The sequence below is a fragment of the Desulfatibacillum alkenivorans DSM 16219 genome (assembly GCF_900142135.1).
Lineage (GTDB): Bacteria > Desulfobacterota > Desulfobacteria > Desulfobacterales > Desulfatibacillaceae > Desulfatibacillum > Desulfatibacillum alkenivorans.
Genome location: NZ_FQZU01000004.1, coordinates 38,497 through 53,495, shown reverse-complemented (window position 1 = coordinate 53,495; position 14,999 = coordinate 38,497). Strand labels below are relative to the sequence as shown.

Annotated in this window: 11 protein-coding genes and 1 riboswitch; of the genes, 7 read left to right on the top strand and 4 right to left on the bottom strand. The window is 54.5% G+C overall.

The features are described 5' to 3' along the window. Positions 1–24: 24 nt before the first annotated feature. From BUE18_RS05010 to BUE18_RS04985, 6 genes are all read left to right on the top strand, one after another. Positions 25–1,740 (top strand): ATP-binding protein, encoded by a 1,716-nt coding sequence (locus BUE18_RS05010; protein WP_073473563.1) that lies wholly within the window; start codon positions 25–27, stop codon positions 1,738–1,740. Positions 1,741–1,783: 43 nt separating this feature from the next. Beyond that, positions 1,784–2,158, top strand: coding sequence for a response regulator transcription factor (locus BUE18_RS05005; protein WP_073473561.1), 375 nt, complete (start codon positions 1,784–1,786; stop codon positions 2,156–2,158). Between the two features lie 11 nt (positions 2,159–2,169). Then, positions 2,170–2,820, top strand: a complete 651-nt coding sequence (locus BUE18_RS05000) for a sensor histidine kinase (protein WP_073473559.1) — start codon at positions 2,170–2,172, stop codon at positions 2,818–2,820. 30 nt (positions 2,821–2,850) lie between these two features. After that, entirely contained in the window at positions 2,851–3,282 is a 432-nt protein-coding gene (locus BUE18_RS04995; protein WP_015947695.1) for a response regulator, read from the top strand. A 208-nt stretch (positions 3,283–3,490) separates the two neighbouring features. Next, positions 3,491–3,673, top strand: a riboswitch (cobalamin riboswitch). Positions 3,674–3,800: 127 nt separating this feature from the next. Then, positions 3,801–5,909, top strand: coding sequence for a TonB-dependent receptor (locus tag BUE18_RS04990; protein ID WP_073473557.1), 2,109 nt, complete (start codon positions 3,801–3,803; stop codon positions 5,907–5,909). A gap of 74 nt (positions 5,910–5,983) precedes the next feature. After that, entirely contained in the window at positions 5,984–7,645 is a 1,662-nt protein-coding gene (locus BUE18_RS04985; protein WP_073473555.1) for a choice-of-anchor U domain-containing protein, read from the top strand. 54 nt (positions 7,646–7,699) lie between these two features. Here BUE18_RS04985 and BUE18_RS04980 read toward each other — a convergent pair whose 3' ends face one another. Next, complete coding sequence (locus BUE18_RS04980; RefSeq protein ID WP_073473869.1) at positions 7,700–8,272, bottom strand: plasmid pRiA4b ORF-3 family protein; 573 nt, start codon at positions 8,270–8,272, stop codon at positions 7,700–7,702. Between the two features lie 225 nt (positions 8,273–8,497). Here BUE18_RS04980 and BUE18_RS04975 point away from each other — a divergent pair, with 225 nt between their 5' ends. After that, on the top strand, positions 8,498–10,153 hold the full coding sequence (locus tag BUE18_RS04975; RefSeq protein WP_073473553.1) for a two-component system sensor histidine kinase NtrB: 1,656 nt from the start codon (positions 8,498–8,500) through the stop codon (positions 10,151–10,153). A gap of 247 nt (positions 10,154–10,400) precedes the next feature. Here the strand turns inward: BUE18_RS04975 and BUE18_RS04970 are convergent, their stop codons facing one another. Genes BUE18_RS04970 through BUE18_RS04960 form a run of 3 tightly spaced genes read right to left on the bottom strand, consistent with a single transcriptional unit; the run spans position 10,401 to position 14,986 of the window. Then, the gene (locus BUE18_RS04970; protein ID WP_073473551.1) at positions 10,401–12,827 is read right to left on the bottom strand and encodes a PAS domain-containing sensor histidine kinase; all 2,427 of its coding nucleotides are present in this window, start codon (positions 12,825–12,827) and stop codon (positions 10,401–10,403) included. Between the two features lie 39 nt (positions 12,828–12,866). Beyond that, positions 12,867–14,012: an ArsA family ATPase gene (locus BUE18_RS04965; protein WP_073473549.1), complete on the bottom strand. Its 1,146-nt coding sequence runs from the start codon at positions 14,010–14,012 to the stop codon at positions 12,867–12,869. After that, on the bottom strand, positions 14,012–14,986 hold the full coding sequence (locus BUE18_RS04960; RefSeq protein WP_073473547.1) for an ArsA family ATPase: 975 nt from the start codon (positions 14,984–14,986) through the stop codon (positions 14,012–14,014). Before BUE18_RS04960 ends, BUE18_RS04965 begins: the two co-directional genes overlap by 1 nt. Positions 14,987–14,999 lie beyond the last annotated feature (13 nt).

Sequence of the window (14,999 nt, the reverse complement as noted above, 5' to 3'; positions counted from 1 at the left end):
TTATGGCCGACTGGGATATTTTTCATGCCTTTTAATCTGCGAATAACGCCCAAATTCTGGAGGCAGTTCGAGATAGACCCGGCGCACGGCAGTTTTATCAACTACCGGCGCATGTGGTGGCAATGCGTCATCGTCATGACCAGCGTCTGCCTGTTTCCCCTGATCATCACCACCGTCATAAACGCCTATCAATATCAAGAGGTTCTGAAAAGCGAGAACATCGCGCCCGCCGACCGGCTGGTGTCCAATACAGCCCGCACCATTTCCTTTTTTTTGGAGGAGCGGCGGAGCGCCCTGGACTTTGTCGTGCGGGAAAGGACCCTGGAGGAGCTTTCCGACGGCAGGGAGTTGACGCGGCTTTTGTACCGCTTAAAGCAGGTGTTTGGCGGCTTTATCGACATCGGCCTCATCAACTCGCGGGGCATCCAGGTATCTTACGCCGGCCCGTTGGATCTGCAGGGGAAGAATTACTCCCGCCAGTCGTGGTTTCATGAGGTCATGATTCGCGGCGTGCACATTTCGGACGTCTTTATGGGGTTCCGGGGCTACCCTCATTTCGTCATCGCCATCAAGCACGATACGGAAGACGGGGATTATTACATAGTCCGGGCGACCATTGACACCCAGGTGTTTAACGACCTGGCCAGACCCTTGAACATCGGTCCGGGTTCGGACACCTTCATGGTCAATGGGGAGGGCGTGCTGCAAACGCCTTCCCGTTTCTATGGGTCCGTGCTTCAAAGGGCGGAGTGGACGACCAACATGGAGTCGTTCCACACCACGGTGAGGGAGCTGGATGATCCCGAAGGCCGCGCCATCATCATGGGCAGCCGCCAGATAGACGATTCGCCCTTCATGTTCGTTTATGTGCACCAGACCCAAGGGCTTCTGGCCGGGTGGCTGGCCTTGCGGGGCAAGTTGATCGGTTTTTTCGTCATCAGCACCCTGGTGGTGATTGTGGTGATTTTAGGGGTGTGCACCTATCTGGTTTCCGCGGTGTATGAGGCGGACAGGCGGCGTGAGGCCGTCCTCCACAAGGTGGAGTACACCAACAAACTGGCTTCTTTGGGACGGCTGGCCGCGGGGGTGGCCCATGAAATCAACAATCCCCTGGCCATCATCAACGAAAAGGCCGGGCTTTTGGAGGATTTAATCCACCTGACGCCGGATTTCCCCAAAAAGGAAAAGGCCCACGAAATCGTGCAATCCATCCTGGGATCCGTGGACCGATGCAGCACCATCACCCACCGGCTTTTGGGCTTTGCCAGGCATATAGACGTCAATTTTGAAACCATTTACCTGGACAACCTGGTCAAGAACGTCTTGGGCTTTTTGGAAAAAGAGTCCCACTACCGGGAGATCGAGGTCAAGCTGGAGGTGGAGGAGAACCTGCCAGCCATCGAAAGCGACCGCGGCCAGCTTCAACAGGTCTTTTTGAATATTTTGAACAACGCATTTGCAGCCGTTGAGGATGGAGGGAAAATTGAAATCCATATCAACTCCGTCGGGGGCGACCAAGTGGCGGTTCGGATTGAAGACAATGGTTGCGGCATGCCTCCAGAGCACATGAAATTAATTTTCGAGCCTTTTTTTTCCACCAAAGGAAGAAAGGGAACCGGACTGGGTTTGTCCATAACCTATGGCATCATCAAAAAACTGAAAGGTTCCATAGAGGTAGACAGTCAGGAAGGAATAGGAACCACCTTTGTTGTAACCCTGCCTGTGAAAAGGCCTGCCTGATTGTCGGGAGACAAAGGATTCACCTGTCTGACAGGAGAAAATCATGCGTATTTTACTGGTGGATGACGAAGTGGAACTGGTTTCAGCCATGGCTGAACGCCTGAACATGCGCGGGGTCAATGCGGATTACGTCACCTGCGGCAAGTCCGCCGTTGAAAAGGCCCAGGAATGCCATTACGACGTGATGGTCGTCGACCTGAGAATGCCCGGCATGGACGGCATAGAAGTCATGAAGCTCGTCAAGGAAATTAGCCCGGACACGGGTTTCGTCTTCCTGACCGGCTACGGCTCCGAAGAGCAAAAAACCGCCAGCGAAGCGGCTGGCGCCAATTGCTACCTGATGAAGCCGGTCAAAATCAGTTTGCTGATGGAAAAAATCGATGCGGCGGCTCAAGCCGCATGTACATTGTCTGAATAAGGATGGTTAGGATGCCTGATAACTCGGATAGGGAGAGCGCAGTCCTGTTCGGCAAAGTAACAGCTAACATCTCCCATGAAATCAAGAATTCCCTGGCGATTATTAAAGAAATCGCCGGCCTGCAAGGCGACCTCCTGATGGCTGCAGAGCACGGCCGCACCCTGGATCCGGCCCGTATGAAAAGCCTGGCGGACCGGATTGTCAAACAGGTTGAAAAGGCTGACGTCATTGTCAAACGCATGAACCGGTTCGCTCATACGGTGGATCTGTGCAAAAAAACAGTGGACATCGGAGAAGAGATCCGTTTTATAATCGTATTGATAGACAGGTTGTTTCAGATGCGGGGGATCCTTCTTCACGCCCATGTTCCGTCTGATCCCGTTCAAGTGGAAACCGACCCTTTCAGGCTGGTCTCTGCAGTGATCACCTGCATGCAGATTTTTTTGGACTGCTTGGGGAAAGGAAGAGAGTTGAACATCCATGTCCAACCTCATGAAGGAGGCGCCATGTTAGGATTTGATGCTGGCGAGGATGATCCGGAACTTCCTCCCACTTGCCAGGCGACTGTCCAGTGCGCCCTGCAAGGCATGGGAGCGGAAATCCTCGTCCCCGGGAATACCTACTCCATGGAGTTGATCATTCCCGCCCTGATGGCGGCATAGATAAAGATTTCATAATAAGGAGCAAATTCAATGAGCCAAGGTAAAGTGCTGTTAGTGGATGATAACGAGGATTTTTTGGACATCCTCTCCGAGAGAATCACCTCCAAAGGGCTTGAGGTGGAAACCGCGGAAAGCGGGACCGCAGCCCTGGCCAACCCCAGCCTGGGATCCTACGACGCCGTCATCCTGGACTTGGTCATGCCCGGAATGGACGGAATTGAAACCTTGAAAAAAATGCTGGCCGCCAATCCCGAGCTTCAGGTTATCCTGATGACCGGCCACGCCTCCCTGGAAAAGGGCATTGAAGCGGTGAAACTGGGCGCCATGGATTTCCTGGAAAAGCCCGCCGAAATCCAATCCCTCATGGAAAAAATCAAGGAAGCCCAGGCGAAAAAAATGCTTTTGGTGGAAAAAAAGAACGAAGACAAAATCCGCGAAATCGTTTTCACCAAAGGCTGGTAAACCGCTTAATAAAAACGCCCCGCCCACTGCCTTGCAACGCGGGGCGTTTTTAATCCCCTCCTTCCAACCGCGCTGTTGACAGCGGATTCTCGCCTTTTATCCGCCGCACCTTTTGATGCAAGTCCTGTCCGGGATATTTTATTGTTTTTCAGTTCTATGCTGACTTAAGCCGAATCTGCTTGACACCCCTTGAGGCGGTATTTTATAGGATTGCACTAGTGCGTTAGGTGCCTTCAAGGCTCCAAATGGGAAGCCGGTGTAAATCCGGCGCGGTCCCGCCGCTGTAATCGGGGACGAACGCCGCATCAGCCACTGTTTCAAACGAAATGGGAAGGCGCGGCCATTAGAACGATCCGAAAGTCAGAAAACCTGCCTAACGCCGGGAAGTGCATTGTTCGACGAGAGATCGACGGCGCCTCGATAACGCCATGGCTTCCCCACGGGTGATGAAGAAGACGGGTGCAGTCCCCCAACCATGTTTTAGTGGTTGGGGTTTTTTATTTTCAGGAGATTAAACCATGAAGTTGTTTGGAAATATCACCATTCAAAGAAGAACCGAAAGGGTTGTTCGCCTCACTTTTTTCATCGTTTTTACTGTTTTCATGAGCATTTCCCCTTTGATTTGGGCCCAGAGCGAAGAGGCGCCGGGAGAGCAAAAGACCGCGCAAACACAGGAAATGGAAGCCGGCTACGTGCTGAACGACTTGGTAGTTACCGCGCAAAGGCTGCCGGATGACTTCCGGACCGGAGACGTTGACCAGGAAAACTCGCCGTCTTTTTTCACCGTGATACCCAGGGAGCAGTTTATAGGAAAAATGGAAAACCTGGCTCAAGTCCTGAAAAAGGAGGCCGGAATCCAGGTCAAACAGTCGGGCGGGCTGGGCAGCTTTTCCACAGTCTCTCTCAGGGGATCTTCCAGCGACCAGGTGATGATCTACCTGGACGGCATTCTGCTGAACGACGCCTCAGGCGGAGGCGTGGACCTTTCCAATATCAGCCTTGCCGACGTTTCCTCCATCAATGTGTATAGGGGAGTGAGCCCCGCCGGCTTCGGCAAGGCCGGAATCGGCGGCGTAATCAACATCAAGACGCTCCGCGCCCAAAAAGGGACCAAATACAACGTAGGGCTCGGCTACGGCTCCTTCGACACCAAAAAGGCCTTTGGATTCATCAACCACAAGCCAGGGAAAGCCGACGTCCTGCTGTCTGCAGACTATTTGGGAAGCGCCAACGATTTTGAATTCAAAAACGACATGGGAACAGGCTGGAACAAAGTGGATGACCAGATTCAAAAAAGGCGCAACGCCGAGTTCTACCAATACAACGTTCTGGCCAAGGCCGGCTGGGACGCCAATCGCAATCTCCGATTCGACCTGGTGAACCAGTACTTCTTCAAGGACCAGAACCTGCCCAACTGGATCAACCTGGAGACGGCCTCCACCAACCTCGCCACCTCCCGGAACATCACCACCCTTCGCATGGGCTTGGACAATGTCACGCCTTTGGCGCTCAACACGGCCGCAAGCATCAGCTACAGCGACAAGGAGGAAAAATACGACGACCTGGAAGGATCCGTGGGGCTCGGCAAGCAGTTGAACAAATACAACACCCAGCGCTGGACCGGCGATCTGTATGCGGAATGGATCTCCGAATACAACATTCTGGCCGCCAAAATGGAATATCAGCACGAAGACTACAGCCCCGAGGATTTGTTGCAGGCGGATGACCCTCGTGACAGCAACCGGGACTACATAGTGGCCACTCTCCAGGACACCCTGATGCTGCTCTCGCAACGGGTTATTCTAACCCCCGCCGTGCGCTACGCCTGGCTGGATGACGAACTGGAGTCGGGAACCACCGTTTGGGGCTCCCAACTGGAAAAAAGCGCACGCCAGGACGAATACTGGATGCCCCAATGCGGCCTTAAGGTCAAGCCCTGGGAGTGGATCAGCCTCAAGGCCAACGCCGCCCAGTATGTGCGCGAGCCTTCGTTTTTCGAATTGTTCGGCGACAGGGGGTTTTTCATCGGAAACGAAGAGTTGGAGGCGGAACGGGGAACCAATTTTGACGTGGGGTTGGAAGTGAATTACCTGACGGGCTGGACGCTCATCAATCGCGTGTATCTTTCCGGCGCCTACTTTAAAAACGACGTGGATGACCTCATCACCCGCATTTACGACTCCCGGGGAGTAGGTAAATCCGTCAACATTTCCGAATCCGAAATCACGGGAGTGGAAAGCCAAGCCGCCGCCGATTTCCTGAACCTGTTCACGGTTTCGGGCAGCGCCACGTGGCAGGACGCGGTCAACACCAGCGAGATTTCCACCTTCAACAATAAAAAGCTGCCCGGGCGTTACGAATGGGCGACTTCAGGCAAAGTGGAATTCCATTACAAGGGTCTTAAAATCTACAGCGAATACTTTTACGAGGCGGGTAATTTTTACGACGCCGCCAACTTATTGGAAGCGCCTGAAAAAAAGGAACTGAACGCCGGCGCGGCATACCTGTTCAAGGGATTTTCCATTGAACTGCAAGGCAAAAACTTAAGGGACAAGCGTTATGAGGATTATAACGGCTATCCCTTGCCCGGCAGGGCCTATTACCTGACCATAAAGTTTGAGGGTTGATTTTGTATATCGGCATGAGGAGCGGTGACGCTAACAGGCCCCATAGGCCTACCAAATATGAGGGGAAGGGTATTATGGAAAAATTTTTATCCAAGTTTCATGGTTTGTTCTTTGTTTTAATGCTATTGGCCGCTGGACAGGCCTATGCCGCCGGCCAACAGGCGGTGGTCCAGACCACGGCTTCCACCTGGGACAGCGCTGCTCACGCCGTCATTGACGTCAATCCGGCACTGGGCGCCAGAGACGCGGACGTGGACTTGTTTCCCACCGACACCAGCGATTGGATCATACGCTCTTACGGGCAGTATTTTTATCTTATCGGCCGATACTACACGGACAGCCTGACCAAGTTCGCTGTTGACGCCCCTGAGGATCCCATCTACCAGGTTTCGGTTCTGCCCGGCGGGCTTGCCAGCGGCAACCCCCACGACATGATTTTCCTGAACGCGGGAAAAGCCTACATGCCCATGTATGAAACGGACAAATGCTGGATCATCAATCCCCAGACCGGCGCTAAAACGGGAGAAATCGACCTCTCCGCCTATGATGACGGCGACGGCATTCCCGAAATGCACGCCGGCGTGATTGTGGACGGCAAGCTGTTTTTGCTCCTGCAACAATTGGATCGCAACAGCGGTTGGGATCCCTACAGCGCCTCCTACGTCGCCGTAATCGACACGGCCACAGACCAGGAAATCGACACCAACGGCGACCCTTTGACGCCCAATGGCATTGTCCTGAATGGCGCCAATCCCCAGGTAATTCAATACCTGCCCGAAAACGACACTATCTACATCGCCGCTACCGGAAAGTACCCCGGCTCCAGCGCCGACAGCCCCATGCTGTATGCAGGGGGAATTTTCGCTCTGGCCCCTGACGCCTACACCGTAACCAAACTTATCGACGACGGTCCCGACGGCCCGGACGGCAGCCATCCTTACGGCGCCTTTTCCGGCCTGGCCGTTATAAGTCCGGAAAAAGGCTATTTTGTGGGATACAAAGGCTGGGGGGACAATGTGTTTCAGGCCTTCAACCCCACCACCGGAGCAGTGGGCGACGTGGTGACAGGGCTGGAAGGGAAGTCCCTGGCCGGAAACGAAACCGGCGCCGCCATGGATGAAAACGGACTGGTTTGGCTCTCTTCGGGCGGGACGGATCACACCGTATTCATTATTGACCCCGCCGACGATTCCGTGGAGGACCAGGTGGACACCAACCTGAACCCCGGCAGCATTGCCTTCTGTCCGCCCACCATCTGGGAAGGCAGCAACCAAATCAACGCAGCCACCGGAACAGGAAGCTTAAGCGCGTCCAGCAGCATTGGAACCATTGCGGATATGACGGCGCATGAAAAAACCGACTTTCCCAATGCAGGCAACGCCCCCTCCCTGCCCTTTGTGGACGGCTTGATCGGCGTGACCGTAGAAGGAGTTGCAGCCGGGTCGGACGTGGATGTAACCATCACCTTCCCCACGCCCAGGCAGTCCGACGCCGTCTATTACAAACTTGACGCTGCAGGCGACTTTTATGCATTCCCCACGGATAGAATCACCATCGTGGACGACAACACCATTATCCTGACTTTGACGGACGGAGGAATTGGAGATACGGACGGGGCCGCCAACGGGACCATTGTGGACCCGGGCGGATACGCCATGACTGCTCCGGAAGATCCCAAGTCCACCGGAGGCGATGACGACGATTCCGGATGCTTTATCCGGTCTCTCAAGTTCTAAGCCCAAAGCGCCAATGCGTAAGGCCGGCCTTTTTTCGAGGCCGGCCTTTATTTTTCAGGCGATTCGCGCCAAACGGGCGTTGGCGGCCTCCAGGTTGAAAAAACCGGGATCAAAATCCCTGCCGACCCATTGCACCATAACCTCATGGGCGGGATGCCTTTCGTCCCGAAGCGCTTCCAATAGGTCGAAATACCTGAATATCCCGCCAATGTTTTCGGGAGGATTGGCCCGCTCGCCGGCCGTGCACAGAGGATAGCGGGTTTCATGCTCCAGGGCGCTGATTTCCTCCACCAGCACCTCCAGGCGCCAGTTGTCTCCCGGGTCGTATTCATAGACAAAACGCTTGCCGGGTCTGGCGGCGACGTGAGATAAACGCACGTCCTGCTCTCCAATCATGCCGGCGTCATTATCCGGGGCCGGAATGCCGTAAATTTTGCCTCCAATGGAAAAACGATGCTGGTGGGTTCCGGACCAGCCCATGATGGATAAAACAATCTGATGCAATTTGTTTAAAGTGGTGTCGCTGGTAACCTGCAACCGCCGCCAAATAGGGGGATCCGCCCCCATGAGAGTGATTTTCAAATCATAGACGCGGCGCAGTTCAGTGACTTTGTTGGCAGAAGGCATCCGAAAAAACTCCAAACGGTTCAAATAATCGCTATTGGTCATCCTCCCAATCGGTGGAGGACTTTGCGCTCACGCATTATGTTGCAAGAATTCGGCCAGATAAGAAAACCCGAAAAGAATCGTTTGACTACACCCCGTGCAGTAGAGTATTTTCTGGTTTAACGATCATCTATATGAATTCGATTAAACAAACCCCTTAGTGCAGTTTCACGGAAGCACCCAAACATGGATAAGCCGCTGGATGCCGCATATATAGGCCGCATCCTGAATATGGACGCATCTCGCGCATTAAAAGAACGCGTCGCCGCCTGCATACAAGTCTTTCAGTCTCTGGAATCCATTGGCGCCCTGATGATCCCTTATATCGCGGCCTGGAGCGAGTCTGACGGCAAGGTATGGTATGAATTCGCCTCCCCCCGTTTTTGCGATATCATGTCCTGCAAGCCCCATGAGTTATCCAAAGTTTTCCCGGAAAGCATCATTGACCGGAGGCTATACAGCTCCACGTTCAACAACCAAACCATCAGCCGCCTGGAGCTTTTGGGGGCTCGAAACAGGATTCGGGAGGAAGGAAAACTGACCGGGCAGACCGAATCGGTCTTTAAGGTCGCGCCTCCGGGCGGAAGCACTGTTTGGCTTAAAGATCAGGCGGTTATAGAATGCTACCCGGACGATTTCATGTGCATTTCCATAGGCGGTCTTACGGAAGTAACCAAGGAAATGGAAGCGGAGGAAAAACGCAAACTGGCCGAGGCCGCCCTGGCGGACAGCGAACGGAAATACAGGCAAACCTTTGAAAACGCGCCTACGCTTATCGTTCTGCTGGACTCTCAAGGAAAGATCCTGGACTGCAACCAGAAAATTGCGCCCTATTTAGGCTATTCGCCCCAGGATGTCCTGGATTGCAACCTTTTGGATTTCACCCAACATGGAAGCGCAACCGCTCTCAAGGAAGCCCTGCACCAAACCATAAAATGCGGACACACCTCCGGGGTGGAGCTCCTGTTTGTGAAGCAGGATGGCAGGTTCCTTGACGCAAACGTCAATTTTTCGGCTCTTACCGATGAGTTGGGGCGCAATGAAAAGGTGGTTTGCGGAATTGAAGACGTCACCCATAAAAAGCAGATGGAAGAGGAACTGGTCCGGACGCGGAAGCTGGACGCCACAGGAATTTTGGCCGGCGGCATTGCCCACGACTTTAACAACCTGCTTACGGTCATCATCGGGAATATGGAGCTGACCCAGTTGAGCGGAGGGCTTGACGGCTCCTCCAAGCAGGCTCTGCTGGCGGCCAAGGACGCTGCGGTGCGGGCCTTCAGGCTGACCAACAAGTTCATCACGTTTTCCCAGGGAGGCTCCCCCGTCCGAAGAAGGACCGCCGTCACCCAACTCATCGAAGACGCCATCATGGAGTCCACCCAGGATACCATGAGCTTCGCGCTTATGGGGTCCCGCCTGGAGTTCCTGCGCAACTACAGCGAAGATCTTTGGGACGCCATGGTGGATGAAGGGCAAATGCGGCAGGTTTTTATGAGCATTCTGACCAACGCCAAGGAGGCCATGCCAAAGGGCGGCGAGATTTTCGTCAGCGCCAAGAACGCCACGGTGACGCTCCAAAAGGATCAGGAAGAGGTTCCACTACCCCAGGGACAATACATCAAGATCGCGATTTCGGACCAGGGCGTTGGAATTCACCCGGAAAACCTGGAGAAAATCTTCGACCCTTATTTCTCCACCAAAGACCGCGGTCAGCAAAAAGGCATGGGCCTTGGCCTTTCCATCGCCTATTCCGTGGTCAAGAAGCACGACGGCTTCATTACCGTCAAACCCCGCAACGCAGGAGGCGTAAGCGTGGTCATCTACCTTCCCGCCTGCCCGTAGCATGCCTCCTATGATGCGTTAACTGCACGATTAAAGATTTGCACCATGGCGCGTCCAAACTCCTGCGGACGAGCGCCCTTTCCAAAACCCGATAAAAGCATGCATTTAAGCAGATCCGTACGCCCGCCGACCGCACCCAATTTTTACATTCTCTTGCGGCCGCGCCTTTTGTCCTTCGGACCCAGGCAAAAAAAAAGCCTTGCCTGGGCCACCCTGCCATCTACCTTCCCGCCTGCCCTTAACTGTTTTACAAAGGATAGGGCGCCGGATTCTGACTCTGCGGGTCTTCTATAGGCAGGGTAATGGTAAAAATTGCGCCTCCCTCAGCATTGTTCGCCACGGAAATGGAGCCCCTGTGCTCCTCAATAATGCCCAGGCAGATGGACAGCCCCACTCCCATGCCCATTTTTTTCTTTCTGGTGTAAAACGGATCGAACACATTGTTCAAATCTTCCGGGGCGATGCCCGGCCCGTCATCCATGACTTGCATGACAAGGCTGGAGTTCCTCCGCAGCGTCTTGACGACAATGCAGCCTTTTAAGCCCGGCCCAGCATCATCGGCATTCGCCGAGACGGCCTCCACGGCATTGTTCACCAGGTTGAGCACCACCTGGCTCATCTGCTGGGGCGAGGCCAGGATGTCCGGGATGCTTTCATCCAGATCCAGGATCACCTCCACACGGCTCTTCTTGAGGTAGCTGGCCCCCAGGCCTACGGAACCCTCAATAATCCGATTGATATTGGTTTTTTGGCGTTTTTCCTTGCCCGGTCTGTTCAGGTCCAGGAGGTTTTTCACCGTGTCCCGAATATTTAAAAACGCCCCTTTTAACAGATCTATCCGGCTGCACAACTCACGGTCATCCGCATACTCGCGTTTTATGGCGCCCAGCATCATGGTGATGGCCTGCAAAGGGGAATTGATTTCATGGGCGACCGAGGCGGCCAACTGCCCGGTTGCGGCCAGCCTTTCGGAGCGGATCAGCTGGCTTTCCAACTCCTTGGTGGCGGTGACGTCCCGGAAGCTCCACACCCTGCCGCCGTCCGGCTTATGCCTGGAAAGCGGGCTGGAGTACTCCTCGATCACCCGGCCGTCTTTAAGCACCAGGGCGCCGTGGGTGGTTTGGGCGGTTTTAAACGTCTCATAAACGGTCTGTTTAAAGTTATGGGAGTTTTCTATCTGGCCCGCCATATGATCCAGAATCTTTGCGTTGTCCCTGGCGGCCATCAAAGAAATAGGAATCCGGAATATTTTTTTAAACAAGTTGTTGAAATGGGTTATTCGGCCGTTTTCGTCCACAACCAGTATGCCGTCCGCCGTGGACTCAATGGTGGCGCGCAGCAATTTTTCGTGCTCCAGCAGAGCGGCTTCCCCGCGTTTTCGCTCTTCAATTTCGTTCGTCAGCTTATAGTTTGCGGCCAACAACTCGCTTGTACGGCCGGCGACCTCCATCTCCAAAGCGTCGTGGGCGCGCTGCAAGGCCTCTTCCGCTTTTTTCCGCTCCGAAACGTCGCTCTGGAAGCACAGCAAAGCGGGGGCCGAGTCCCAAATTATTTTTATGCTGCTTTGCTCCACCCAGCGCTCATTTCCATCCCGGGAGATGATGCGGAAGGCCTGGACTGCAGTCCTTTTTCCGCTTTCCACCAACTCATGCTGCTTTTGCAGCACCTTGCGGCGGTCGTCCGGATGGATATGGGAGTCGAAATCCCACCCTTTGAACTCCTCCCGGGAGTAGCCGTATAATTCGCTCACCTGTTTGTTCCAAAAGGCGGGATAGTTGTTCTGGACCACCACAATGCCTTCATTGGCGTTTTCCACCACCTCCCGGTAGCGCAATTCGCTTTCCCGCAGGGCCTGCTCCGTCAGCTTAAGCGCGGTGATATCCTCGACGGCGCCCACGTAGCCAAGCACATTGCCTGCCTGATCCAAAATGCGGGTTGCGCCGAAGCTGATCCAGCGCATGGCGCCCCGGTTGGTCCAGATCTGGGTTTCGTGGGAATACTCTTCCCCCTCCAAAACGCCTTGAAGCCAGCTTTCCACGGTGGAGATGGCCTCCAGGGGGGGCAAGGCGCCTTGCTGGCTTCTTTCCAGGTCCCAGTCCCCTTCCAGCTCAAAAATGCTTTTAAGGGCGGGATTGACATAGGTTGTCACCCCATGCTCATTGACTAGAAAGATGCCTATGGGCGCCGATTGAGTCATGCGCCTGAACCGCTCTTCGCTCGCCTGCAGTTCTTTGATCTTAGTTGTATAGCGGTTGATTTCCTCTTGCTGCAAAAGAAGCGTTTTTTCCAGTTGGGCGGTTTTGCCCAGCAACTCCCGGGTCTTCTGCTGCATTTTGGATTCCGCGTCGGCAAGGCGTCCGGCGTCCAGCTCCTTTGAGACAGCCAAAGAGTCCAAAACCTTGTTAAACTCGCCAGCCAGCCTTGTCCAAGGCCCCGGCCCCGCGTCAGGGTCCAGGCGGCGCTCATGGCTTCCATTGGCCAAGCTTTCTAAAGCGTCAATAATTTCCCAATAATGATAAAGAATTCTTTGGCGGAGATGCAGGGAGACGGCGGCTATTAAGCAAATCAGAAAAAGGCTGAGGGCGAGATAATACCCGTCCAAGGCTGCAATGCTTATGACGCCCAAGATTGCAGAAAAGACAACAAGGAGAACTGAATGACGTTCCAAATCCATGGGTCACCTGCCAAGATCGCCCCCCGTCCTCCAGGCGAATTACACTCTTAACACCCGCAATTTAAGATAGGAGGCCACATCCAACAACGTGGCGATGTCATGCACGTCATGCAGTAAATAAGGCACGCGGACGCTTCCCACGCCCTTTTGAAGGCGCGTTAAAAAAGAATCTATGGCGCGTTTGTCCGCCTCGGCCAGCAGGATGAACAAACGCAGGTTGGCGACCAGGGCTTCCACGGCCGGCTGGTATTTTTTAAGCGAAGAAGCCGCTTTTTCGCCCAGGGCCGCCGCCTCCCTGGAAGTCAGGTCCGTGGGAGGCGTATGCACGCGGTTGAAAATCACTCCGCCCAGGGCCATGCCGTCCTGTTCGATCCTCTCCACAAAAAAATCCGCCTCGCTTAAAGACCCGGATTGAGGAGACGTGACCAGTAAGAAGGCGGTCCCGTCCTCTTCCATCAGCTCCCGCACCCTGGCGGCCCGGGCTTTGAAGCCGTCGTACAGGCCTTCGAACACCAGAAAAAAATCCGCAATGTCGGCGAGGGTCTCCTTGCCCGTGGCCTTTTCCAAAATGGAAAACATGGCCTTGGCCGTGCGGTTGACGAATTTGAACCCCATCTTGCCGGCCGTGAGATAGGGTTTAAGCACCCATTGGATGACCTTGGCGTCCAAAAAGGCCGTCATTTTATTGGGCGCGTCCAAAAAATCCAGGGCGTGGCGCGAAGGCGGCGTGTCCAGGACGATCAAATCGTATTTTCCGCTGGCGGCGAGCTCATACAGTTTTTCCATGGCGGAAAACTCCTGGCTGCCGGCCAGGGCGGTGGTTATGTTTTGATAGAATCCGTTTTCCAGAATTTTGCGGCTGGTTTCCTCATTGGGCGAAATGCGTTCAATGAGATCGTCAAAGGTGCGCTTGGAGTCCAGCATCATGCCCCAAAGCTCTCCTTTGGGTTTGACGCCCGCCTTGTCAAAGGCTTCGTCCGGTATGCGCGCTTCTTCGTTGCCCAGTTCTTTCAAGCCCAGGGAGTCCGCCAGTCTTTTGGCCGGGTCGATGGTGCAGACCAGAACCTTGCGTCCGGCCATAGCGGCGGACAGGGCCAAAGAGGCGCTGATAGTGGTTTTGCCCACGCCGCCGGAGCCGCAGCAAACCAGGATGTGTTTTTCGGCGACCAGGTCGGAAAGCTGCATCAGACGCCCTCCTTTATGCTGCGATTGATGATCTCCGCCACCTTTTGCACGCCTTCCTTATCCACCCTTCCGGGAAAAAGATGGGGGATGGAGACGATGGGAGGCCCGATTTTGTCCAGCACCATGTTTTTATAAAATTCGCTTTGATCCACCCGCGCCTGCCTGCTTTCCAAAGCTGTCAAAAGGCCTTTCGCCCGGTCGGGAAAGACCTCCTTCAGCCGCTCCATGGCCTTGCCGTCCTTTTGCAGTTCATCATAGGAGGCTTGCGATTCTTCGTCGAACAAGGGCGGATACACGCTGTTCACAAAGGTGATCCCGGTGGGAATCCCCAGTTCCTCCTTGGCGGTCTTCAGCAAGGTTATGGACTCGTTGACCGGCATTTCCTCGGGCAAAGTGACCACGTTCAACAACGAAATCTTCGGATCCGTGAGCATGTTCTGGACGTCGTCGGTCTGGCCCTGCATCCTGCCCATCTTGATGATGTTCATGAACACGGAGGGCGCCTTTAAAAAGCTCAGGCCGTGGCCAGTGGCCGGGGAGTCCACCACAATCAGGTCGAAACGCGGCCTGTTGGACCACTTGACCTTCATGTCGTACAAGTGCCAGATTTTTCCTACGGTAATGAGTTCGCGCCAGCCGGGAGCGGTGTTGAGGAAGTAATTGAGCAGCCGGTTGTTCAGGATCAATCGGGCGGCGCCGCCGATCTTCAGTTGCAGGCCCACGTACTCATGCAAGGCCCGGAAAGGTTCGATGCTGAGGACCGTAAGGTCGCGGTCCACCTCGACTTCCTTATAAACGGGAATCTCCCGCTCGAAGATCATGCGCATGTTAGGCGAGGGAGCGACCTCCACCAAACAGACGTTCATGCCCCGGTCCCTGGCTGCATAAGCCAGGGCCGCAGCGACTGTGGTTTTGCCGACTCCCCCCTTGCCTGTTACGAATAGTATACGCTTTTCAAACGGGTCGATTCCCAAAATTCTCTCCGGT

Bases quoted from the DNA above. Each gene is read 5' to 3' on its own strand.
- BUE18_RS05010 (WP_073473563.1), top strand. From the start codon at position 25: ATGCCTTTTAATCTGCGAATAACGCCCAAATTCTGGAGGCAGTTCGAG.
- BUE18_RS05005 (WP_073473561.1), top strand. From the start codon at position 1,784: ATGCGTATTTTACTGGTGGATGACGAAGTGGAACTGGTTTCAGCCATG.
- BUE18_RS05000 (WP_073473559.1), top strand. From the start codon at position 2,170: ATGCCTGATAACTCGGATAGGGAGAGCGCAGTCCTGTTCGGCAAAGTA.
- BUE18_RS04995 (WP_015947695.1), top strand. From the start codon at position 2,851: ATGAGCCAAGGTAAAGTGCTGTTAGTGGATGATAACGAGGATTTTTTG.
- BUE18_RS04990 (WP_073473557.1), top strand. From the start codon at position 3,801: ATGAAGTTGTTTGGAAATATCACCATTCAAAGAAGAACCGAAAGGGTT.
- BUE18_RS04985 (WP_073473555.1), top strand. From the start codon at position 5,984: ATGGAAAAATTTTTATCCAAGTTTCATGGTTTGTTCTTTGTTTTAATG.
- BUE18_RS04980 (WP_073473869.1), bottom strand. From the start codon at position 8,272: ATGCCTTCTGCCAACAAAGTCACTGAACTGCGCCGCGTCTATGATTTG.
- BUE18_RS04975 (WP_073473553.1), top strand. From the start codon at position 8,498: ATGGATAAGCCGCTGGATGCCGCATATATAGGCCGCATCCTGAATATG.
- BUE18_RS04970 (WP_073473551.1), bottom strand. From the start codon at position 12,827: ATGGATTTGGAACGTCATTCAGTTCTCCTTGTTGTCTTTTCTGCAATC.
- BUE18_RS04965 (WP_073473549.1), bottom strand. From the start codon at position 14,012: ATGCAGCTTTCCGACCTGGTCGCCGAAAAACACATCCTGGTTTGCTGC.